This is a genomic window from Leptospira chreensis (assembly GCF_016919165.1).
Lineage (GTDB): Bacteria > Spirochaetota > Leptospiria > Leptospirales > Leptospiraceae > Leptospira_A > Leptospira_A chreensis.
In genome coordinates this window covers 58,423-80,595 of sequence record NZ_JAFFPS010000004.1, presented here as the reverse complement: position 1 = coordinate 80,595, position 22,173 = coordinate 58,423, and the positions used below count along the sequence as shown (strand labels likewise).

Here is a 22,173-nt window from a genome sequence, read left to right as displayed (position 1 = left end):
CATTGGGGAATCTGGGAATTTCGCCGATACTTTGAGTAATGAAACAAGGATTTTTATTTTCCCTCGTCCTCACACTCTCCTTGTTTTCACATTCCCTTGGTGCTTGGGAAACAGACATCGATTACAATTACGAATACGAGAAAAATGGACCTTATACCAAGTTTTCGGATTGGGTTCCTTACAAACTCCATAAATGGGAACCCAAGTATTTGGAAGACTTTTATGAGTTGTACAACCTCAAACAACATTATAACGATAACGAAATCAGAAAAAATATCTATTGGTTAAAAATCTCGCTCGGGAAACGGTTTCGCCATCCCAAACATTCCTTATGTGAGACCAAAACAGAAAAAGAATATTACAAATATCGCAATTTGATGTTTATGCATATCAACATTCAAATCATGCGTTCCTACATGCGACTTGCTTCAAAATTTGACAAACGCCATGTTTATTTTTATAATTTAGATTTTGCCCATGAACTCAAAGAAAGTTTTAATGTGGCAGAAGCTTTTTATAAAGAAGCCATTCCTTATTGGGAAAAAGCAAAAGATTATGCTGACAAGGCCAATGAAGTTCCCGTCGATTTGGATTTAGGAACCATTGAAACAGAACGATATGAAATTGTGACTGGGAAATTGGATTTTGGACATATCATAGAAAATCATTTAGATAGACTCGATGGAAAAAAGAAAATTGTATCTGAGTATTTGGCTAAGTATCCAGAAGCGGATGCAAAAGTTTTAGATCTTGCTGACAGAGAAAATTAAAATTCCATAAGAAGGACTGCAATGTCATCATGAATGATTCGTTCTTTGTCTATCAGGCAATTGGCGATCATTTTTTTAAGTAAGGTGTCCGAATGGTCCGATGCGGAAATCATCTCCGATAATTCCTGTAAAAAGATATCAAGACCAATATAACCCCCACTCTCTTCTTCTAGTTCATAGATCCCATCGGAATACAAAAGTAATCTGTCACCAGGTTCGAAGGTTTTGGAAATGGTTCTTCCTTGCCATGCATCGAGTAAAAGAATCGGATACATTTCATCTTTTACGAGTTTCATCACGCGTTCGTTATCTTTCCAAAACACAACGGGAGGATGGCCGGCAAAACTAAACTCCACCCTTCTTTCTTTTGGAAATATGCGAAGCACACAGGCCGAGATATGATGTTTAAAGATGATTGTTTTTAGTTCCAAATGCATAGCGGCCAAAATGTTTGCCGGAGAGGATTCTAATTTGGAATATTTTTTAAATGATACAGCCGCAATCCCAGAAACCAGAGCCGAAGAAATTCCATGTCCCGAAATATCACCAAAAAATATATCGATACAATCTTCCCTAGGTTTTTCATATAAAATCAGGTCTCCCCCAATTTCATCATAAGGCAAAAATCGAGATTGGATTTTGATATTGGGAATCTCTCCAAAATCTTTGGCAACCCAAGCCTCTTGGGTTAATTTGGCGAGGGCCAAGTCCTCTTTCACATCCGAATAAAACCTTTGTAGGATTTTTTCCTTTTTCATGAGTTTGATTTCGTTTTTAGCGCGAACTAACCCTTGTGAAATAAACCCAGCAATCAAACCTAACAAACGCTTGGTTTCTTCGGACCAAACCCCGACCCTTTCGAAGGTAGTAATTCCGAGAATCCCAATCACGTTTCCTTCATCCCGTAAACCTACAACAAGGATGGAACGAACTTCTGCTCGTTTGAAAAGATCCAGATGCCAGGGTTCATCCACCATGAGAGTTGTATCGGCGATATGAATCACTCCATCAGAAGCAAGAATTCCCAATCGCTCTGGATTCATTTTTGCAATAGGAAGTTTGGTTCCCACTTGGAATAAAGAAGGCATTCCTTCGAGGACCCACTCGTGGGAAACAGAGAGGAATTGTTTATCAGAAGAAATTTCTGCAGCAAACACCCGATCTGCACGGGAGTATTTGCCGAGTTCTTCCAAGGCAAATTGAATGGCATCGGAAACAAACTCAGCCTTCGAGTGAACAAAGGTTTTGGAAACTTCCGTGACAATTTGGGAAAACTGCAAGAGGCCAGAAAGTTTGACTTCGGATTCCCGGATGGAAGAAATTTCAATTTGTTGGCCCCAAATCCGTACAAGATGTCCATCTAACACTTGGCCATGGGAATTCATTAAGAAAATTCGTTGGTGTCCGTCCGACAAATCCACGATGTATTCGTAATTTTCTAATTGGTAACTGTCTTCGATGAATTTGCGAAGTAAAAAGACACTCTTTAAAGTGACTAGGTCTTTCAGGTGTTTGCCAAGGATCTCATGGACCGCCTGATACCCATAAAACTGGGCCATGGCCAAATTACATTCCCGGATCACACTATGGCTCCAGATGAATTCCATCTGCTCATCCTGAGAGAGAGATGTCGGCATGGGAATGTCCAATTCATAACACCAAATGGCGTCTTTGGAAAGGTGGATGAAGCTCTCTAAATGTTGGTAACGACCATAATCGGGTTGCCTGGAACTCATCTAGATTCTAACCTCTAAGAATCTTCGGTCATTGCCACAAAAAAAACATAAACCATTGTGATTCTGAAAATTTTCCGAAATCTGCTCGAAAAATAACCGATTCCGTTGACCAAATCACCCCTTTTGTAGATAGTATTTCGAAATGGCGGAGGCTTAAATAGAGCATTTTTGCACAATATTTAAGCATAAGGTTTCCACTATATGCAAATCGTGTATAATTTGGGCATGAGATTCAATTCAGATTGCTTAGAAACTCCACGAAACCCTTATATTTAGGTCGAAATGCCTTGGTATAAATCTTGCATTTAAATGGACACCAGATTACAACAATCAGACCGACCTCTGAAAGAAGGAGAATCAAATGCAGTTCGCAACCCCAAAATTTACTTCCGGAAAGGAAGTGGTTGAGTATGCCAAAAAAAATGGAGTCATTTTCTACGACTTCCGCTTCACGGATATCAAAGGAATGTGGCACCACGTTTCGTATTATGTGAATTCCGTTGATGAAGAAACATTCAAAGGGATTCCTTTTGATGGATCTTCCATTGCTCGTTGGCAGCCAATCAATGCTTCCGATATGCAACTACACCCAGAAATTTCTACGGCTTTTTTGGATCCGTTTACTGCTGACAAAACACTCGTTATGTTTTGCGACGTATGGGATATTTACAAAAATCAATACTATGAAAAATGCCCACGTTCCATTGCGAAAAAAGCATTAGAATTCATGAAAAAATCAGGGATTGCAGACACAGCTTACTTCGGCCCAGAAAACGAATTTTTTGTTTTCGACAGTCTACGTGTTCGTGATGAAATCAACTGCCAATACTATGAATTAGATTCCAATGAAGGAATCTGGAACACTCACTCAGAAATTCCAGGAACAAACAATACAGGAAAAATCAACTTCAACTCTGGACACCGTCCAGGAACAAAAGGTGGTTATTTCCCAGTAGCTCCGATTGACTCTCAAGTTGACCTACGTGCTGAATTTGTAAAAACTCTCGAAGCCATCGGAATGGAAACATTCGTTGTGCACCACGAAGTAGCACAAGCACAAGGGGAAATTGGTGTTAAGTTTGGAACTTTGATTGAAGCGGCTGACAACGTTCAAAAGCTAAAATACATCGTTAAGATGGTAGCTCATAAACACGGAAAAACTGCTACTTTTATGCCAAAACCACTTTTTGGTGATAACGGTAACGGTATGCACGTTCATATCTCTCTTTGGAAAGGTGGAAAAAACCTTTTCGCTGGAGACAAATACCAAGGTCTTTCTGACTTCGCATTCAACTATGTTGGTGGAGTTTTGAAATATGCTAGAGCTTGTGCTGCATTCACAAATGCATCTACAAACTCTTACAAACGACTCATTCCAGGATTCGAAGCTCCATCCATTCTAGCATACTCTGCTCAGAACCGTTCCGCTTCTTGCCGTATTCCTTTTGTTAGCGGCGAAAAAGCAAAACGTGTGGAATTCCGATTCCCAGATTCAACAGCTAACCCTTATTTGGCGTTCGCTTCCTTACTTATGGCAGGTATTTCTGGAGTGACTGAAAAAATCGATCCAGGTCCTGCTCGTGAAGAAGATCTTTTCGAACTTTCTTTGGATGAAATCCGTGAAAAAGGAATTCGTCAAATGCCTCACACACTTCGTGAAGCAATGGAAGAAATGCTCGCTCAAAGAGAAATTTTCAAACAAGGTGATGTGTTTTCAGAAAACTTTCTACAAACATACCAACACTACAAGTTTGAAACAGAAATTTGGCCATGGGAAGGTCGCCCTCACCCATACGAATTCCTCACTACTTACTCTTGTTAAGAGAAAAGGCCCCGGCAAACGTCGGGGCTTTTTTTTGTTTACCATTCTTTATCTCTTCAAAAAATGACAAAAGAACTAAAGATTTAGTTCAACCAAACGATCTAAGGTGATAGGGCGAGGTAGCTCAGATGGTTAGAGCACAGGATTCATAACCCTGAGGTCACGGGTTCGACTCCCGTCTTCGCTACCAAAGATCGAGAGGACAAGGTATGAAAAAAACAAACCGTTTCTTTTCAATTCTGGCTCTGGTAGTACTTACCGGATCCTTACAAGCAGCTGACTTTCCTAAATGTAAAGAGGCTTGCGATAAATTCTATACTTGTTCGGTTCAAGTGAACCCAACAGCAACAGAAGAACAAAAATCAACTCTCAAACGAGGTTGTGAATTCAATTGCAACCGTCCCAAATACTACAACAAAATTGCAAACTGCCTCAGTGCTGGCGATTCCTGCAAAGCTTTCTCTTCTTGCATCCTTAAAGAAATGCAAGCCAACAAATAAAAAAACCAACATCTCTATATAACAAAACGAAAGGTGACTATCTCGAGTGATAGCCCTTTCGTTTGTATTTGTTGAATAGGTTTTAGAAACCGACTTAGTTGTCGGTTCCGGTTTTTTGTGTGATCTGTTTGGAAAGAGATTTGGCTTCATCCAATCGGAGAGATAGGATTTTAGAAATCCCTGGTTCTTCGTTGGTGACACCAAAGATGGCATTGGCTCTAGAGATTGTGGACTGCGCATGGGACACCACAATGAATTGTGTTTTGTCTTTGAACCTGTCCAGGATTTGACAGAACCGGAGTTTATTGGCTTCGTCGAGAGCCGCATCAATTTCATCTAAGAAACAGAACGGACTTGGTTTGACCATATAGATTGCAAATAGCAGAGCAATGGCCGTAAGCGACTTTTCTCCACCAGATAACAGTCGTAAGTTCTGCACATGTTTTCCTGGAGGTTCTGCCATAATTTCCACACCGGAATTGAGTGAGTCATCCCTTTCGGTAAGTTCGAGAGTGGCCCTTCCCCCATTAAAGAGTGTAGAAAAGGTTTCTTGAAAGTTCTGTTTGATCTTTTCAAAAGTTTCTTGGAAAAGTTTTTCGGACTGTTCATTGATCCGTTTTAAAACTTCTTCGATATCTTTTTTAGAACTTTCGATATCTAACTTTTGTTTGAGATTGTGTTCGTAAATTTCTTTGATATTACGATACTCTTCAATCGCCAGTGGATTGATGGAACCAAGAAGTTGGATCTCCGACTTAGCAGAACGTAGCCTTCTTTCCTCAGCCTTTTGGTCGAGTTCGAGACCACCACGTTCTGTTTCCAATTCAGAATCCGTAAGAGAGTAATCATTGTACAACTCTTCCACAAGAGAATCAATTTGCACTTTGAGTGCGGAACTCGTTCTTTCTTTTTCCGACAAAAGAGGAAGAAGGTTTTGGAAGACTTCTTGGTTTTTAGAAATATTAGATTTAATTCCAGAAATTTCTTCCACAAGAGTTTGTAAGGTTTCTTTTTCCGATTCCAAAATACGACTCATGGATAAAAATTCTTGGTAAGACTCAGCAATTTCTTTTTCTAAAACTTCGACTTCTTTCTCTAAACTATCTTTCTTTTCACGAATGACAGACTCTTGTTCCTTCGCACCCAAAATCCGTTTTTGGATTTCTCCAATCCGTTCGTCGAGTACGGCAATTTCCTTCTGTTGGTTTTCCAGACGAGAATTGGATTCTAGAAGTTTTTTCTCGAGTTCGACAATATGGGTTCTTGTTTCTTCCCAATGGCTTCTGTGTAAAATGATATTACTTTGGTTGTCTCGAATTCCTCGTGTGAGGTTTTCGTTTTCTAAAATTAAATCTTCAATTGCTTGGTCGATGGATTCTTTTTTGGAAAGGATTCCATCTTTATCAAAAAGTAAATTTCTAAAATCATCCTCTCGTTTCAAAAACTCAGTGAGTTTTGATGAGTATTGACCTAATTGGATTTCCCTAAGGTTAGAAATTCCTTCTGTCACTTGTGAAGATTCTAAGTGAGAAAGAGCCAATTGTAATTTATTGGCATAAAGATCCAAATCAGACAAAAGGACTGCTTTGTCTGCACTGCGAATCTCTTCCCCTTCTTTGGATTCCCTTTTTTTGTTTTCTAACTCTTGGATGAGCTCTAGGATTACTGTCTTTTGTTTGTCCCGAAGGGTGATATGGCGTTTTTCATTTTCGCTGATCTTACCTTCTTTTTCTTCGATGGACTTCTCTTCTTCCTTGATGGAAAGTTCCAAAGAAACTCGTCTCGATTCCAAAGTTTGGATCTCTTCTTGGAGAGTGGTTTGGATTTCCCTTTGGCGTTCGTTTTCGAGTTCAATCGCCCGTTTTTCCACTTCGAGTTTGATCGTAGCTTGGTTTTCTGTTTCTAAAGCAGAAAGGATTTCTCCAATCCGAAGTTCATATTCCAAAATGAAGGTTTTGTTTTTAGCAATTTTTTCTTTCTGGATTTGGCTTTTGGATAGATGATCAAATAACTTTTTATCGATTTCCGCGATCTCTCTTTCCTTTGCTTCTTTGGTAGTTTCCTTTTCGGAAATCAAATTGGTTTCGTTTTGAATGAGAGAGAGAATGGATTTATTTTTTTCGCGGATCTCAAGCAGATCTTCATCTGACTTTTTCATTCTACGTTTGAAATCTCGGAGTTTTAGAAACCTCAAGTTTTTATCGGATTCATCTAAATCGGATTTGAGTTTGAAGTATTGTTCTGCTTTTTCGGATTGTTTTTCTTTGACTTCCAGGTCTTTCACCATGGAGTTCATAATGTCTTGGATACGAAGTAAGTTTTGGTTGGTATCATCCAACTTTTTTGTGGCTTCTTTGCGATCCAGTTTGAACCGAGATACGCCAGCTGCTTCTTCAAAGATGGCTCTTCTTTCTTCTGGTTTAGAATTGAGAATTTGGTCCACACGACCTTGTTCTAAAATACTGTAACTAGATTTACCAATTCCTGTATCGAGAAGTGTTTTTTCGATATCCTTTCTTATGGTTCTGATATCATTGAGATAGTATTCGTTTTCTCCGTCTGGATACAAACGGCGAGTGATTTTGACGGATGGATAATCAATGTTGAAAAAACGGTCATCGTTATCAAAAAGAATCGAAACTTCAGCGAAACCGGCCGCTCGCCTACTCTCTGTTCCGTGGAAGATGACATCGTCCATTTTCTCTCCGCGGAGTCCCTTGGCACTTTTTTCTCCAAAGACCCATTTTACGGAATCGACAATATTTGATTTCCCCGAACCATTCGGTCCGACGACAGCAGTAAACCCAGGATCAAAATTGACCTCTGTTTCATCCGCAAATGTTTTGAATCCAACAATACTCAGGCTCTTTAAATGCATATATGTTTCGCCGTTCGATTTCCCTGTTTCCCGGTTGACACCACTTGGGAGACATAAGAAAAAACCTTAGATAGTATTATGTCCCAAATTATCGATCCCATTTCCAGTGAAATTTTTGAAAGGAAGCCTTACTTACAAAATTATTTCAGAAACTTCTCTTCCGGAAATCTTTGGGAATTGGGTCTAGCTAAGAAGACGGGAGAATATTATGTCTCATTAAACGGAGAACCCCTCTCTTCTTCCTTCTCTCCTCTAACACAAGCTCTCCGCCTTTTGGATACGTATTCCCTAAGAGCAACAGACATTGTGATTTTGTTTGGACTGGGAAATCCCCACCTCATCCAAAAAATTAGCGAAACTTTGGCACCGGGGCAAATTCTAATTCTCATCGGAGACGATGAAACACTAATCCCCGTTATCTGGGATCAAATTCTGAAGCCTGTGATGACAGTTCCTGGCCGCCACTTATTCTCCGGGGAACTATTTTTTCCTTTGTTTTTCAACTATTTAGACTCATTACCCATTGAACGAGTGAGTGGGCTCAAAATCATTCGTAACCCGACAGATACAAATAGAAATCCCGTCTACCGTGAGTTAGAAGAAAAAACCCAAACCGTGTTTTCGGCCAAAATGAGTGACCTACTCACCAAGTTTGAATTTGAAAGGTTATGGATTAAAAACTCCATTTGGAATTTAGCCCATGTAGGGAAAAAATCTCCGGTTCGTTTTCCCATCTCTTCCTTAAAAGATAAGTTTCCAGGCCTCACCGCCGTACTCGTGTCAGCGGGTCCTAGTTTACGAAAGAACATTCCTTGGTTGCAATCGGTCAGAGACAAAGTATTCGTATTCTCTTGTGATACCTCTCTCAAAGTTCTTATCAAAGCGGGAATTCAGGCGGACGGTGTTGTCACGCTCGATGCCCAGACCAATTCCTTCTTTCATTTTATGGGAGAGACTCTGAACCAAATTCCCCTCTTTGCCGATTTGGTCAGCTCCCCCACTCTCCTTAGAGAACCCATGTTTCATTCCGTTGTCCATTCGGTGACGGCCAAATACCAAGTAGATCCCGAAGGATCCCTGGTCCGAGAAGTCACTGCGGGAGGAGAACTCGCCGAACAAGTGTTTACGGAGGTGGGCGATATCCAATCCGGAGGATCGGTTGCTACTACGGCTTTTGATATGTTAAGGTATATGGGTTTTACTTCCGTATATTTTCTTGGCCAAGACTTGGCTTATTCTGGAAGGGAGATTCATTCCACAGGAACCCATCATAATGAAAAATGGCTGACCCTTTTGAATAGAAAGAACAGCTTAGAACGAATCAATGAAGTGATCATTCGCAAAAGAGAAACTCGGTTTGTTCCCAGAGCCAACGGGGAAGGATCTGTTCTTACCGATTATGTTTTGGATTTGTACAGGCACTGGTTTGAAGAATCCGCAAGCACTGTCAGTGAAATGAAGTTATTCAATGTGAATGAGGATGGGGCCCTCATTGCAGGCATTACCTCTCTAGACCCAGAGAAAGCAAAAACGATTTTAGAGGCAACGCCCGATCACAACTACCCTTGGCGAGACCTCGCCATATGGAATCCAACCAAAAAAGAATCTCAAAAAAACGATCAAAGCAAACCACCAAACTATTTACATCCCCAAGGTTCGGAATCCTTATACAAACGAATTCAAAAGGATATCGAATTTATGGAACAAGGATTGGGACGATTTGAACGGGAAACACCAAAAGAGTCCTTTCAAGATTCGGATATTTGGATTTGGATGCGAGAAGAGTCTTACCTAAGACGGATGGTTCGTAAAACCGAAATTTATATTTTGCGTCATAAGGATTTGGATTTGGATAGAAAAAATCAAATTATGATCCAATCCATCAAAAAGGAAATTCGGTATTTAAAACGAAGTCTTTATCCGATGATGGATTCATTTCCAGAAAAAGGATGAAAGACGGCGTTGTCTTCAAACTCAGGAAAATAATCAAAAAATAGTTTTTGGGATACCACTCGGTAAGCAAAAGGATTTTTTTCCGCATAACCATCTGTATACGGCAAAGCGGGCAGCTGGTGGAAATTAATTCGTTCTTCAAAATTGATAAAGTCGCGACGGGTCAGTTCTGGTCTTAGTTCCAAAGCTGTTTCTTTCAGTAAGTTCCAATCCAATTTAAAACTCATCCTTGCCCCGCGAAAAGCAGGAGACCTTTCGAGTAAATTGACAAGGCGTTTCACTGGACAATCCATATGATAGTATTTGGTTACATAAACTTTCACAAAACGAGCGGCAAGGCCCATTGGTTCCCAAATGAGTTCCGACTCGGCATTCTCCGCTTCTTCTTTTTTGATTTCACTGAGTACTACATGGAGTTCCGGGATGGATTGCCTTCCTGTCATTAGGAGAGTGGATTCTTCCATTCCAAATTCCCCATAATATAACCATTTGTAGAAGTCCTGAATCTCGGCTTCGGGATGGTCTTCTACAAATTTGGTAAGAAGAAAGAGTTTTTCTTTTTGAGTGAGTGTGGATTCTCTTTCAGTTTGCATTTTGTGTTGCTCGTAGTTCTTTGCCTAACACCAAACGTTTGATGTTTTCTCTATGTGAATAGGAAATGAGGAAAAAAGTAGCAACTAACACAAAAAAGATGATTGGTTGGTATTCAAAATCGGGAAGGAACTTGGTCGTTCCAAAATACCAGAGGGGCATGGAAAGTGTCGCAAGGATGGACCCAAGAGAGACAAAGCCTGAGATCTTATACACAACAAAAAATATGACAACCGCACAAACGGTAACGATAGGAACAAGAGTCATATACACACCGAGAGCCGTGGCCACACCTTTTCCTCCTTTGAAGTGGAGAAAGGGAGTGAATGTATGTCCGAGGATGGCAACAGAACCTAGGAGAATTTCTGTGGTGGTGAGGGAATAGGGAGATTCAATATAGGAAGCAAGGACAACGGGGATAGCACCTTTCAGGGCATCCAAAAAGAGTGCGATGATTCCATACTTCCAACCGATGACTCGGCCTACATTGGTGGCTCCGATATTGCGGCTGCCGTGTTCGCGGATGTCTATCCCCCGCACTTGTCTGGCCAGGAGATACCCAACCGGAATGCCACCCAAAAGGTAGCTCAATAGGACTGCGGCAAGTATCATTCCTTGCCCTCCTTACCCTCGTTTCTGTTGCGGAGCTCGATCTCGACGGAAAGGCCATCAAGCCCAAACTCTGCTACTATACTCTTTCGGTAAAAACTCAAAATATTTGACGGAAAGAGTTTCGTATCATTCACGAAGAACAGTATTTTAAAAGGAATCTGGGAGACCTGAGTGGCGTAATACACTTTCGGAGGTCGATTCGATGCCTTCTGCACCTTATTTTTGCCCCCCCACTTGCTTAACCAGTCATTTAAGGCACGAGTCGTTAGCTTTTTTTGGGACTTTTCATAGAGGGCGACGACCGATTCCAGGAGTTTGTGGGTCCTAAGTTTCTCTTTGGCAGAGAGAGAAAGGAGAGGACGTTCCTTTAAAATCGAAAGTTTGGCTTCCATTCGGTCTTTGTAGTGTTTCCAGGAATTGGATTCTTTTTCGGGAACGAGATCCCATTTGTTGACCGCAACAATCATGGGTTTTCCGAGTTCTTGGATTTCTCCAAAGATCTTTTTGTCAAACTCTCCGAGGCCCTTCATCGCATCCACGAGGAGAACCACAACATCGGCCTCTCCCAAACTATGTAGGGTGCGTTTGTAGGAATAGAATTCCAAACTTTCTCCGGTTTTGGATTTTCTTCGGATCCCGGCCGTGTCGATGATTTCTAATTTTTGGTTTTGGAAATAGAACTGATCGGAAACAGAATCCCTTGTGGTTCCTGGCACATCACTCACAACAGCTCTTTTGTATCCAAGGAAAGTATTTAAGAGTGACGACTTACCCGAGTTCGGTTTTCCAATGATGGCAATTTTACAATAAGGATCTTCCGGCATTTTGATTTTGTCGGGCAGAAAAAAATTAATCTTTTGATAGAGTAAATCAAAATTACGACGACCCAGTGCCGAGATGGGAAGGAGTTCGTTCAGTCCTAGTTTGTAAAACGGCTCCAGATCATATTCATCTTGTTCGGTATCTACCTTATTGATAAGAGTGAGAACTGATTTATTTTTCAGAACCTCATCTTTTTTCAAAAGGTCTATGAGCTTGTGATCATACTTTCGTAAATCTTTATGATCGATCACATGTAAGATGAGATCCGAATTTCGTAAATGTTCAAAGGCAATCTCAATGATCTCCCCTGAGATTTCGTCAATGTTTTCAATATCAAGACCGGGAGTGTCGGACAAAGTGAACGGAATTTTGAATTCCGATCGTTCCACTGTCTTTTGTAATACGTCCCTTGTCACACCGGCTGTATTTTCTGTGATGGCACTTTGTGCTCGGAGGATGGCGTTGAATAGAGTGGACTTACCCACATTTTGTCGGCCAACAATGGTGACCACTGGAAGTCCTTTCATTTGCGTAGGTGTTCCTTCATGGCTCTTTCCATATCGATTTTGGCTTCCTTTTTTTGAATGTCGTCACGTTTGTCGTAAAGTTTTTTTGGTTTGGCAAGAGCGACATCTATCTTCACCAAACGGTTGTTTTTAAAGAAGCAGCGAGTGGCAATGAGTACAAGGCCCTTCTCTTTAATGGATCTATCTATTTTTTCGATTTCTTTTGCCTTTAGGAGAAGTTTGCGAGGCCGAATTTCTGGATGGTTCGCATAACCTCCGTCTTTGTAAGGAGGGATCTGAAAGTTTTCTAAAAAAACTTCTCCATTTCTGACTTTGGCAAAACAGTCGGTCAGGTTTCCCTTCTTTTCACGCAGAGATTTCACCTCAGAACCTGTGAGTACAACACCAGCCTCGAACGAATCTAAAAGTTCGAAATTGAACTTTGCCTTTTTATTGATTAAAGGATCGGTTCCGCGTGGTTTGTCGTCTTTTTTGGTTTTGCCCATAGTGATTACTAACGAAGGGAATGGTGGGTTTGCACCAGTCTTGCGATTTCTGCTCCAATCAAATTCGGCATCGAGTAAAAGTTATCGGCCGTAATCTGTAGGGAGTCATGGAACACATGTTCCGCAATGTAGCGAGACCCAAGTCCCACCCCTAAAAATACATAATTTTTGTCCTGGTTTTTCAGTACAGCTTCTTTCAGTTTTCTTGTGTCAAAAGATGCCAGTTCGTCTTCAATATAGGTCTTGGCTCTTTGTCCTCGGAAGTCGGAAAGGATCACAATGATCTTGGTCTGGGCATCAGGGGAAAAATACCGTTCTGAATTCGAAAGAACTTGGTATTCCGGAATACTGTCCCCATGCCAATTTTTACAGAGAGCACTAAATACTTCTTCTTCTTTTTCCGCAGTATAGTCTTCTTCCGCGGACTTTAGGTTGTAAATGTCCACTGTGTCTTTTGAGTTTTTGATATCACAAAAAGTATGAACACTTGTTTTGATATCATGTTCGTTTAAGATATGCAAACTCACAAGAAGTGCGGAAAGCATGGCAATCGAATACTCGAAGTTAAAGATCCTTCGGCATTTTGACACAAGGAAGGTCACTTCCACACCTTTTAGTTTTTCATCATTCTTTTCGATTGTGGTTTTATCGAAGATTTTTGTATCTCCCCTTCCACTTTTGTAGGAAATGTATTTCCTTGCATCCACTCTTGACCCTTCGTTTTTATACATCCGGTGGATGTCAATTTCTGGATCAAAGAGTTGTTCTAAATTGAGTTCGACCTCTTCCAATTCCTTTCCGAATACCGACTTAAATTCTTCGAGACCAACCATAATGGAATAGTCCCAAAGCAGCCTGCGTTTTTTTAAGAATTGTTTGTAGAGTTCTTCGGTTCGGTAACCCCAAGCACCCCCGCCCCCTTGCGGTTCGCCTTGGCCTTGGTTACCTTGGGTGTCTTGTCCATACCAAGCATCCGGTCCTTCTTTGGTGCTTCCTCCCGTTTCGGGAGTATTGATCTCAATTCCGCGTTTGGTTTCCACACCAGAATTGAGTTTTTTAGCAACACCTGTTAGGGGGTCGCGCTGGTGGAGTTCGGGATCCCACCAATTTTTACGATTTAGTCCTGATTCAACGGTAAACGTTTTTTTTTTCTCTTCGATTTCCTCGAAGAGTGTTGAGACGACTTCCACACCAGATAGAAACCCTTCGAGGAGCCTTTCGAGTTCCTTTCGTTCTTTCGGATCCGCAATTTGGTTGGTGTAATAGATCTTTCCCCCGCGAATGGCAATATTTTTAACGTCCGTTTGGTTATAGCGATAGATATGATTTTTCCATTTGAGAAGATTGGAAATTCCAAATCGGTACGGCATCAGGTTTGCCGATCCAATGGTACGTTTTTCCGCCAGTTCTTTTGCTTTCAGGTGGAAGCGAGCGAGGCTTCGAGGAAGCACACCTTCCGGAAGATAAAATTCTAAAATCTCTTCTAACACTTTCACATCTTCTAGTTCTGGAAAAAGAATTGGTGTGAAACGGTTTCGGAAAGCACGAGAGATGGTTGTTACCGACTTAGAAGCACGAAACGACTTCATTCCAAACACAATGGATTTTTCTGTCAGTTGGATCGGAAGATACTCACCCGACTCGGGAGGTAGAGTGAGAGACCTTGCATCATCCGTTAACATATTCATTTTTTCGACAAGTTCCGCACCGGCGGATTCGAGTCCTGAGATCAAAATGATATGACCTTTTCGAATCGAACGTGTTAGGGGCCCGTCCACCCAAGTCACACTTTCTATATTTCCTTCTTCTGTTGGCTTCAAAGCACCCACGACATCAGAAGTATGCATTCCTTTGGATAACATCACAGACTCGAGTTCAATTCCAGTCAGTTCCGTAAAGAGAGGTAAAAATTCTTGAGGGTCTTGGTCTTCTCGGTATTCAATCAGAATGTTTTCTTTGGCCTGGATGGCCGTGAATACTTGGTCTAAAAAATGTAGTACTGGTTCTGGTGTAGGATAAGTGGAAAGAAGAGAGATGGTTTTTTTCTCATCCCAAGTTTTGATTTCTTTGTCGTTCCAGAAAATGGTAGAACCTTGGACATAACCTTTGGTCGGAACTACTTTAATTCCCCCACCAAACTCAGACTCAATGAGTTCTCTTTGTTTGGCTTTGTCTTCTTTTTTGCGGAAGGGTTCTTCGAATAAATAGAGAGCCTCTCTTGCCGCAACCGCTTTGTCTTTGGCACCAAATAAAACCAAACGATTGCAATACTTTTGTAGGGTTCTTAAATTGAAGTGGTATTTTTCTAAATCCCCCTTTCCAATCTCACCCGATTTGATCCGAGCTTCTGATTCCAAACTGATCCGAATGATTTGTTTCAAAACATCTTCCCCAAGCAGGGGATAGAGTTTTTTTAGAATATAAAACATCTCCTCCGGTGAGTAAGGATCTACATAAACAACTGCAAAGTGTTTGGTGATATCAAAAGGGAGAGGTTTTCTACCTTCAAACCCTTCGCTTGGGTTCTGCGTTCCAATAAACCAAAACCCTGGTTTTCCATTCACCCTCTCTCCACTTCCTTCCAAAAGATCCAAGTAGGTGGATTCATAAACCGAGGAAAATCGTTTGATGATGTTTGGTGCACAGAGGTTCATTTCATCGGCAACAAAACTAAGTCCTTCGGAAAGAGCATTGGTAAGAGGTCCATTCGACCAAGTAAATCCTTTCCCATCTAAGAGAATCCGGTAGGATCCAATTAGGTCTTCCGGGAGAGTGTCTTCATTGAAACTGAACCGAAGGGTGGGTTGTTTGCGAAGAGAGTTGATATAATAGATAAGAGCGTTTTTTCCGACACCCGCATCTCCCACAAGAAGGACAGGAATTCCTTCAAGCATGGGGTAGAGGATTTTTTGTAAGGTTTGTTTTACCGAGTCGGTTTCGACGAGGCTAGAAGGAAAAATAGGAAACATATTGGAGTGCGGGAGAACCGGCACTTTCACATCGGCAATGGTTACAAATTCCATATCCTTCAGATTTCTACCCATTTCCTAGGTGTAAACCAAATTCTATTGACCGGTACCTCCGCCAAAAACCATGATGATTCCATGGATTTCGCAAATAGAATGTATGGGATTGACTCCTCCCCCATCCGCAAGGCCTTTGAGCTGGCACGGAGTATCCAAAACCCGATCAATTTGAGTATCGGACAACCTCACTTTCCTTGCCCACCTAACATCATCGAGGTCTTAACAAAAGCGGCACAAGACGGTAAAACTTCTTACACCCTTACCGGTGGGATTCCTGAGCTAAAATCTGCCATGGCAGAAAAATACCGAACCCAGAACCAAATCTCCTATGCTCATGAAGATAGAATCCTTGTCACATCGGGAATCTCTTCGGCACTTTTTTTATTATTCAATGCCCTCGTCAATGAAGGTGATGAATGTTTGGTGGTCTCTCCTTACTTTTTAATGTATCCCGCTATGTTAAAGTTCTATGGCGGAAAAGTGGTTCCTCTAGAGGAAAGTTTTAAACCAGAAGATTTAGAATCATTAAAATCTAGAAAATTCAAACTCATCATTTTTTCGAATCCTTCCAATCCTACGGGAAAGGTTTTATCCAAAGAACAACTCACCGCTCTTGCCAATTTAGCAGAAAACACTGGGGCCTATCTTATCAGCGATGAAATTTACGAACTCTTTGATTATGATAAACAGTTTTTCTCGATTGGCTCCGAGTATGAAAAAACCATCACACTCACGGGTTTTTCCAAAACCTACAATATGACAGGGCTTCGGCTTGCCACCATCCTTGCCGAAGACAAGGTCATCAAAGCCCTCACCACCTTACAGCAGTATACCGTAGTCTGCGCTCCTTCCATCACGCAATGGGCTGGAATCGAAGCTTTAAAAACAGATATGAGTGCCTACATCCAGGACTATAAAGAAAAACGGGACTTTGTTTACGAATCTTTGAAGGACTTCTACCCCATCCAAAAATCAGGGGGTGCTTTTTATTCCTTTTTCCAAGTTCCGGTAACCGATGAAGAGTTCATCCAAAGGGCTGTAAAAAAAGATCTAATCCTTGTTCCTGGATTTATCTTCTGCGATAAAAAGAATTTTGTAAGGCTTTCCTTTGCCACCGAATGGGACACTTTGAAACGAGGAATGAAGGCCTTACAAGAACTTTCGAAGGAATCTTGAACTCCGCATTCAGATGAAAATGAAGGTAAAATAGAATTTTATGGAAGAATCGATTTGGTTATCTCTTTGGACCCTGTCGACTTATGGAATTCTATTTTTCTTTGGAGCTAGTCTCGCTAGTTTTTATACAACCCTCGGGGAACGAATTCTTCTCTATTGTTATGGCAAAAAGAGAAAGGAGTTCCTAGGATTCCTTCGTTGGAAAGTTATCTTTTCGAAACCTAGCCACTGTCCGTCTTGCGGGCATTTGGTGACAAAAACCCATCTCACACCGATTGCAGGTTGGTTTTTGACGAAGGGTAAATGTTTTCAGTGCCAAACTCCATTACCGAAACTCTATCCTCTCACAGAATTACTACTCGGAATCGTAGCAGTCTTTGTTTACTTTGTTTCGGAAGACATCGCGGGAACCATCGTCCTTCTCTTTTTATTGGGCCATCTACTCATTTCCATGATGACGGATGTGGCAAAATTTTCTCTGGATTATGAAAACCTCCCCTTTCTCATTGGTTTCGGACTCTTGTCCAACTATCTTTTGTTTGGTGAACTACCTACATTAGAAACTCTTTGGGTGTACTTAGGATTTTTTGTTTTTTATCTTTTGATTTACCTTTTGTTTCGCGGGGGCACTGGGCTTGGGGATGTCTTATTTTCTCCTGTGTTTGCTGCCCTTGCCGGAAATCCTTTTTGGATTTTGTATTTTAATTCTGCCTATCTACTCGCGGTGGGATTTAGTTTTTTACTTCGTAAAAAAGGAGAATCCTTAAAGGGAAAAAAAGTTCCCATGGGATTGTACTTTTCGCTGGGTTTATTTTTGACTTACTTTGCCAAACTACTCGTCCACTACTACAATTGGGAGGGATTCTCCATATATGGAACCATCGAATGATTTACAAAATATGCGAAGGCTTTACACACGCTCGGTTCTCTCGGAAGAGAGCGCTGGCTCCAATCCGTTAGAACTATTCCAAGTTTGGTTTTCAGAAGCGAAAGAGGAAGGAGAACAAGAACCGAATGCAATGTGTTTGGCCACGGTAAACAAATCGGGCCAACCCTCAGCAAGGATCGTTTTACTCAAAGGCCTCATTCGAGAAGAATTCCAATTCTTTACCAATTACGATTCGGACAAAGGTAAAGACATTGCCGAGAACAACAAGGTAGCGCTGAATTTCTTTTGGCCGAAACTCGAAAGACAAATTCGGATCGAAGGACTGGCTCGTCCCATTGCCAAGGAAGAATCGGAAAGTTATTTTGCAGTCAGACCGAGAGAATCTCAAATTGGAGCCCTTACATCAAACCAAAGTTCGGTGGTGCCTTCCAGAGAGTTTTTGGATAAAAAATTTGCCTCACTGACGAAAGAATGGGAAGGGAAAGTGGTTCCTATGCCAGAAAACTGGGGAGGGTATTCCGTATTCCCTACCAAAATCGAGTTTTGGCAAGGAAGGGTCGGAAGACTCCACGACCGGATTCAATTTGAAAGAAAAGAAAAAGAATGGGAAAGGTCTAGACTATCACCGTAAGCAATCATAGATTCTTCTGCCTGATCGCTTTTATGAAATCTGTTTCAGACAGGTTTAGATAAATACCGGTTGTCTCTTCCCATTCTCTGCGAAGAGACATTTCCTTTCGGTTAACCGTGCAAATTCAAAAGATGCCCGAGTTTTGTTTTTTTAGTTTGTAAATACCGAGAGTTTTCTTCGATAGGATCGATCTCAATCGGAACTCTTTCTGTTACGTGCAGATTGTAACCTTCGAGTCCCACAATCTTACGAGGGTTATTCGTGATGAGTTTCATTTGTTTCACCCCAATATCCCGTAAAATCTGAGCCCCGATTCCGTATTCCCGTAAGTCGGGAGCGAAACCCAATTTCTCATTGGCTTCCACTGTATCGAGCCCACCCTCTTGCAAAGAATAGGCTTTGAGTTTGTTGATGATACCGATCCCACGACCTTCTTGGCGCATATAAAGTAGTACACCATTCCCTTCTTTTTCGATCATACGAAGGGCATTGTGGAGTTGAGGCCCACAATCACAACGTTGGGAAGAGAAAATATCACCAGTCAAACATTCGCTATGCACTCGCACGAGTACTGGTTTTTTGGGATCAATTTCCCCTTTAACCAGTGCCATATGGATTTTGTCATCGATCTGTGTGGAGTAGGCTTTGATTTTAAAATCTCCAAACTCCGTCGGAAGATTCGCCTCCACTTCTAGATGGATTAACTTTTCTTTGTGTCTTCTGTAGCGAATTAAATCTTCGATCGTATAAATATTGAGTCCGTGGGTTTTTGCAAATTTTTCCAAATCAGGAATCCGAGCCATAGACCCGTCATCATTCATAATTTCACAAATCACACCGCTGGGGTAAAGACCCGCTAATTTGGATAAGTCGACAGCTGCTTCCGTATGCCCTGCCCTTCTTAATACCCCGCCCGTCACCGCTTGGAGTGGGAACAAATGACCTGGGCGCACTAAATCTTCGGATTTGGTTTTGGGATCGAGGAGAACTTCGACAGTCTTAGCCCTGTCATGCGCGGAGATTCCCGTAGAAGTTCCATGTTTGGCGTCCACAGATACGGTAAAGGCAGTTCCGTGTTTGTCACCGAGAGTTAAGTCATCCACCATCTTCCCGAGACCTAAGTTTTGTAACCTTTCCCTCTCCATAGGAACGCAGATGAGTCCTCGTCCGTGGGTTGCCATAAAGTTAATTTTGTCTTTATCCGCAAACTCTGAGGCGCAAACCAAATCACCTTCGTTTTCTCTGTCTTCGGAGTCGACGAGAATGATCATTTTGCCTTGGCGGATTTCTTCGATTGCTTCTTCGATCGGACGTATCATGGGGAAAGGCCTCTATATACTAAAACTCTGAAAGCCGTTCCGAATTAAAGAAGATTCCCAAAGAAAGTCATTGATTTTTCCCCTTTCTTTTGTCTAAATGTTCCGGATCGGAGGCCATGTGGAACTGAAACTGAACACAACAGGAAAGATCAAAACCATTGAAATTGCAGGTAAATTTGACATTGAGTCCACAGAAGAATTTGAATCTATCTTTGCGAAGCTGATAGAACCAAACCCAAGTGTTGTTTCCATTGATATGAGCCGCCTTGATTATATCGATTCTTCCGGAATCGGTTCTCTTATCAAAAGCCTCAACTCTCTAAAAAATAAAAAAGGAAAACTCATTCTCGTCGGAATGAAACCGATGATTCAGAACGTATTCAAATTAGCAAAATTAGATATGTTTTTTGAAATCATGAATGCCGCAGATTTCCAAACAAAATATGTAGCCGACGACAACGATTCGGATATCGACGATCTATTAAAAAGAAACTAAGAACCAGATCTTTGGCTTAAATAGTTTTCAATGTATTTAGCCAGAACATCCACTTCTACATTCAATCGTTGGTCTTTTTTCCAGGAACCTGCATTTGTTTTTTCCATGGTTTCTGGAATTAAGATCAGTTGGATATTTCCATCCTTTACATCCACAACTGTCAAACTAATCCCATCCAAGGTGACAGAACCTTTTTTCACAAAATAACGACGAAGTTCTTCCGGGATCTCCACCCAAAATTCCTCTACTTCTTTTTCAATTTGTTTTCGACTAATGACCTTAGCCATTCCATCCACATGGCCTTGCACCATATGGCCACCGAAACGTTGCCCAAGAGCCATCGCCCTCTCCAAATTGACAACAAACCCTTCACCTAATCGTGATAAGTTGGTAAGTTCAAGTGATTTAAAAGAAGCATAAAACTTAAATACATTCCCTAGTTCAGAAAACTCAGTTACCGTCATACAAGCACCGTTAATGGCGATGGAATCCCCCAGTTTTAAATCAGGATTTTCCCATTCTGTTTCCACTGAAAATTGGATCCCCGAATCAATGGGTTTAATTTCGACGACTTTTCCGATAGTTTCAACAAGACCAGTAAACATAGATTTAAGTGCTCCTTACTTGGGGTTTTCTAATAAAAATACGATTGGATCCTACTTGGTATTCCGAAATCAAAAGTTCATTCTGAAAAACAAAAGGGATTCCATCAGGTAGGGATTTGTTTTCATTTCGAATTTCCAGAATCCGATCGACTTCCGTAAGTTCTTCCGATAAAAAAGAAGGGAAAAAGTTTCCCGCCTCGCATAACAAAGTATTGATACCAAGATCCCCTAGTATTTCTAAAAATTTACCGCCGTCATCCTCGTAAATATCAATGGCTTCGAACCGAGAAAGGGATTGGATCTCCGCTTCCAATACAATGTCAATCGGTTTAGGTTCTTCCTGATTGAGTATAAAGAAGATACATTTTTTTTCACCCATTATCTCTGTGAGTTCTCTTTGTTTTCGAAAAAACTCATTTGTTGGCAAGTGGTTTGGATCCAAACAAAACACACGGTATGGTTGGTAGAGACTTTCATCTAATTGATGGATTTCTGTCGTATCTTTTGCGTATTGTAAAATGGAGGATATCAGTCCCGATCCGGCCTCAAAAAAAGGTTCTAATTCTGTGATCCGGCTTCCCGGTTTATGAGAAAGAATCATCTCTTCTGAAATTCGGAAATGAAGAGATGGCGAATCAGAAATAACCGTTCCAGGACCGACTGCCACCGCATCCACTTTGGCGCGTAACAGCTGCAAGGAGAGATCCACTTCACTTGAGCTCACCCTTTCCTTTTTTTTGTCCTGGGATGCAAAATTTCCTTCTACAGAAGTAGCTGATTTGATCCAAACCCATGGCCGTCCGGTTTGGATTCTGGTTAAAAATCCCTGCAAATAAGGAAACGATACCTTGGCGAGCATCGGATCCAATGCGACGGAGATTCCCGCCTTTTTGTAGATTTCCCAGTCCCCTGAGTCCACTTGCGGATTGGGATCTTTCCATCCGAGTTTGATTTCTTTCGGTTTTCTTTCGATCACCAAATTCCGACAAGGTGGTGTTTTTCCAAAATGAGTGCAAGGTTCTAAAGTAACAGAAAGGATCTCCTCAAATGACAAAACCTCATTGGGTTTTCCTGATTGGTTAAGATCATCCGAACCGGGATTTCCATTTTCTTTTAGGTCTTTGGTTTGGGTGTTTGGATAACGAGAATAGAGTTCTCGTTCGGCATGGTTTTTCCCAAAGGTTTGGGTATGGGCACTGGCGAGGATGTTTCCCTCTGTATCAGTTAAGACAGCAGAGACGGGAGGATTGGCGCCGGTTTTTCCCATAGCCAAAAACCCGAGAAGGGAATGCAGAGAATAAGTTTCCTTCCGTTTCTCTGCATTCATAGTAGATT

Annotated in this window: 18 protein-coding genes and 1 tRNA gene; 9 read left to right on the top strand and 10 right to left on the bottom strand. The window is 41.4% G+C overall.

All coding sequences use genetic code 11. The features are described 5' to 3' along the window. The first annotated feature begins 38 nt into the window (after positions 1-38). A complete protein-coding gene (locus tag JWG41_RS00715; RefSeq protein WP_205268047.1) occupies positions 39-770 on the top strand; it encodes a hypothetical protein in 732 nt (243 codons plus the stop codon). On the opposite strand, the gene JWG41_RS00710 is transcribed toward JWG41_RS00715, so the two are convergent. Beyond that, complete coding sequence (locus JWG41_RS00710; protein WP_205268045.1) at positions 767-2,506, bottom strand: PP2C family protein-serine/threonine phosphatase; 1,740 nt, start codon at positions 2,504-2,506, stop codon at positions 767-769. The two genes, JWG41_RS00715 and JWG41_RS00710, sit on opposite strands and share 4 nt — an antisense overlap. 361 nt (positions 2,507-2,867) lie before the next feature. Here JWG41_RS00710 and glnA point away from each other — a divergent pair, with 361 nt between their 5' ends. The 3 genes from glnA (at position 2,868) to JWG41_RS00695 (ending at position 4,828) form a co-directional block, all read left to right on the top strand. After that, positions 2,868-4,328, top strand: coding sequence for a type I glutamate--ammonia ligase (gene glnA / locus JWG41_RS00705; RefSeq protein ID WP_205268044.1), 1,461 nt, complete (start codon positions 2,868-2,870; stop codon positions 4,326-4,328). A 113-nt stretch (positions 4,329-4,441) separates the two neighbouring features. Further along, positions 4,442-4,518, top strand: a tRNA-Met gene (locus tag JWG41_RS00700). A gap of 19 nt (positions 4,519-4,537) precedes the next feature. Next, entirely contained in the window at positions 4,538-4,828 is a 291-nt protein-coding gene (locus tag JWG41_RS00695; protein ID WP_205268043.1) for a Cys-rich protein, read from the top strand. 94 nt (positions 4,829-4,922) lie between these two features. Here the strand turns inward: JWG41_RS00695 and JWG41_RS00690 are convergent, their stop codons facing one another. Further along, complete coding sequence (locus JWG41_RS00690) at positions 4,923-7,706, bottom strand: chromosome segregation SMC family protein (RefSeq protein WP_205268042.1); 2,784 nt, start codon at positions 7,704-7,706, stop codon at positions 4,923-4,925. 78 nt (positions 7,707-7,784) lie between these two features. On the opposite strand from JWG41_RS00690, the gene JWG41_RS00685 reads away from it, so the two are divergent. After that, positions 7,785-9,659: a motility associated factor glycosyltransferase family protein gene (locus JWG41_RS00685; protein ID WP_205268041.1), complete on the top strand. Its 1,875-nt coding sequence runs from the start codon at positions 7,785-7,787 to the stop codon at positions 9,657-9,659. Here JWG41_RS00685 and JWG41_RS00680 read toward each other — a convergent pair. From JWG41_RS00680 to JWG41_RS00660, 5 genes are read right to left on the bottom strand one after another with little or no spacing between them, the layout of a single operon-like run. Further along, entirely contained in the window at positions 9,623-10,252 is a 630-nt protein-coding gene (locus JWG41_RS00680) for a hypothetical protein (RefSeq protein ID WP_205268040.1), read from the bottom strand. The two genes, JWG41_RS00685 and JWG41_RS00680, sit on opposite strands and share 37 nt — an antisense overlap. Next, positions 10,242-10,862, bottom strand: a complete 621-nt coding sequence (gene plsY, locus JWG41_RS00675) for a glycerol-3-phosphate 1-O-acyltransferase PlsY (protein WP_205268039.1) — start codon at positions 10,860-10,862, stop codon at positions 10,242-10,244. Before plsY ends, JWG41_RS00680 begins: the two co-directional genes overlap by 11 nt. Then, positions 10,859-12,211: a ribosome biogenesis GTPase Der gene (gene der / locus JWG41_RS00670; RefSeq protein ID WP_205268038.1), complete on the bottom strand. Its 1,353-nt coding sequence runs from the start codon at positions 12,209-12,211 to the stop codon at positions 10,859-10,861. The genes plsY and der overlap by 4 nt, the downstream gene beginning before the upstream one ends. Then, positions 12,208-12,696, bottom strand: a complete 489-nt coding sequence (smpB, locus tag JWG41_RS00665; RefSeq protein ID WP_205268037.1) for an SsrA-binding protein SmpB — start codon at positions 12,694-12,696, stop codon at positions 12,208-12,210. The genes der and smpB overlap by 4 nt, the downstream gene beginning before the upstream one ends. Positions 12,697-12,704: 8 nt before the next feature. After that, positions 12,705-15,719: an AAA family ATPase gene (locus JWG41_RS00660; RefSeq protein WP_205268036.1), complete on the bottom strand. Its 3,015-nt coding sequence runs from the start codon at positions 15,717-15,719 to the stop codon at positions 12,705-12,707. Positions 15,720-15,800: 81 nt separating this feature from the next. Here JWG41_RS00660 and JWG41_RS00655 point away from each other — a divergent pair, with 81 nt between their 5' ends. The 3 genes from JWG41_RS00655 to pdxH are packed head-to-tail and all read left to right on the top strand — an operon-like array spanning position 15,801 to position 18,418. Then, complete coding sequence (locus JWG41_RS00655; protein ID WP_205268080.1) at positions 15,801-16,898, top strand: pyridoxal phosphate-dependent aminotransferase; 1,098 nt, start codon at positions 15,801-15,803, stop codon at positions 16,896-16,898. 40 nt (positions 16,899-16,938) lie between these two features. Further along, positions 16,939-17,787 (top strand): prepilin peptidase, encoded by an 849-nt coding sequence (locus JWG41_RS00650; RefSeq protein WP_205268035.1) that lies wholly within the window; start codon positions 16,939-16,941, stop codon positions 17,785-17,787. Next, complete coding sequence (gene pdxH, locus JWG41_RS00645; protein ID WP_205268034.1) at positions 17,771-18,418, top strand: pyridoxamine 5'-phosphate oxidase; 648 nt, start codon at positions 17,771-17,773, stop codon at positions 18,416-18,418. The genes JWG41_RS00650 and pdxH overlap by 17 nt, the downstream gene beginning before the upstream one ends. A 110-nt stretch (positions 18,419-18,528) precedes the next feature. On the opposite strand, the gene JWG41_RS00640 is transcribed toward pdxH, so the two are convergent. After that, entirely contained in the window at positions 18,529-19,737 is a 1,209-nt protein-coding gene (locus JWG41_RS00640) for a bifunctional 3,4-dihydroxy-2-butanone-4-phosphate synthase/GTP cyclohydrolase II (protein ID WP_205268033.1), read from the bottom strand. Positions 19,738-19,855: 118 nt separating this feature from the next. Here JWG41_RS00640 and JWG41_RS00635 point away from each other — a divergent pair, with 118 nt between their 5' ends. Next, complete coding sequence (locus JWG41_RS00635) at positions 19,856-20,233, top strand: STAS domain-containing protein (protein WP_205268032.1); 378 nt, start codon at positions 19,856-19,858, stop codon at positions 20,231-20,233. Here the strand turns inward: JWG41_RS00635 and JWG41_RS00630 are convergent. Together JWG41_RS00630 and JWG41_RS00625 are read right to left on the bottom strand one after the other, a co-directional pair. Continuing rightward, positions 20,230-20,838 (bottom strand): riboflavin synthase, encoded by a 609-nt coding sequence (locus tag JWG41_RS00630; RefSeq protein WP_205268031.1) that lies wholly within the window; start codon positions 20,836-20,838, stop codon positions 20,230-20,232. The two genes, JWG41_RS00635 and JWG41_RS00630, sit on opposite strands and share 4 nt — an antisense overlap. Positions 20,839-20,842: 4 nt before the next feature. Next, complete coding sequence (locus JWG41_RS00625; RefSeq protein ID WP_205268030.1) at positions 20,843-22,165, bottom strand: dihydrofolate reductase family protein; 1,323 nt, start codon at positions 22,163-22,165, stop codon at positions 20,843-20,845. Positions 22,166-22,173 lie beyond the last annotated feature (8 nt).

What these genes read in the sequence shown, in the direction of transcription:
- JWG41_RS00715 (WP_205268047.1), top strand. Translation starts at nt 39, where the DNA reads ATGAAACAAGGATTTTTATTTTCCCTCGTCCTCACACTCTCCTTGTTT.
- JWG41_RS00710 (WP_205268045.1), bottom strand. Translation starts at nt 2,506, where the DNA reads ATGAGTTCCAGGCAACCCGATTATGGTCGTTACCAACATTTAGAGAGC.
- der (WP_205268038.1), bottom strand. Translation starts at nt 12,211, where the DNA reads ATGAAAGGACTTCCAGTGGTCACCATTGTTGGCCGACAAAATGTGGGT.
- glnA (WP_205268044.1), top strand. Translation starts at nt 2,868, where the DNA reads ATGCAGTTCGCAACCCCAAAATTTACTTCCGGAAAGGAAGTGGTTGAG.
- JWG41_RS00695 (WP_205268043.1), top strand. Translation starts at nt 4,538, where the DNA reads ATGAAAAAAACAAACCGTTTCTTTTCAATTCTGGCTCTGGTAGTACTT.
- JWG41_RS00690 (WP_205268042.1), bottom strand. Translation starts at nt 7,706, where the DNA reads ATGCATTTAAAGAGCCTGAGTATTGTTGGATTCAAAACATTTGCGGAT.
- JWG41_RS00660 (WP_205268036.1), bottom strand. Translation starts at nt 15,719, where the DNA reads ATGGAATTTGTAACCATTGCCGATGTGAAAGTGCCGGTTCTCCCGCAC.
- plsY (WP_205268039.1), bottom strand. Translation starts at nt 10,862, where the DNA reads ATGATACTTGCCGCAGTCCTATTGAGCTACCTTTTGGGTGGCATTCCG.
- JWG41_RS00650 (WP_205268035.1), top strand. Translation starts at nt 16,939, where the DNA reads ATGGAAGAATCGATTTGGTTATCTCTTTGGACCCTGTCGACTTATGGA.
- JWG41_RS00655 (WP_205268080.1), top strand. Translation starts at nt 15,801, where the DNA reads ATGGATTTCGCAAATAGAATGTATGGGATTGACTCCTCCCCCATCCGC.
- JWG41_RS00640 (WP_205268033.1), bottom strand. Translation starts at nt 19,737, where the DNA reads ATGATACGTCCGATCGAAGAAGCAATCGAAGAAATCCGCCAAGGCAAA.
- JWG41_RS00630 (WP_205268031.1), bottom strand. Translation starts at nt 20,838, where the DNA reads ATGTTTACTGGTCTTGTTGAAACTATCGGAAAAGTCGTCGAAATTAAA.
- pdxH (WP_205268034.1), top strand. Translation starts at nt 17,771, where the DNA reads ATGGAACCATCGAATGATTTACAAAATATGCGAAGGCTTTACACACGC.
- smpB (WP_205268037.1), bottom strand. Translation starts at nt 12,696, where the DNA reads ATGGGCAAAACCAAAAAAGACGACAAACCACGCGGAACCGATCCTTTA.
- JWG41_RS00625 (WP_205268030.1), bottom strand. Translation starts at nt 22,165, where the DNA reads ATGAATGCAGAGAAACGGAAGGAAACTTATTCTCTGCATTCCCTTCTC.
- JWG41_RS00685 (WP_205268041.1), top strand. Translation starts at nt 7,785, where the DNA reads ATGTCCCAAATTATCGATCCCATTTCCAGTGAAATTTTTGAAAGGAAG.
- JWG41_RS00680 (WP_205268040.1), bottom strand. Translation starts at nt 10,252, where the DNA reads ATGCAAACTGAAAGAGAATCCACACTCACTCAAAAAGAAAAACTCTTT.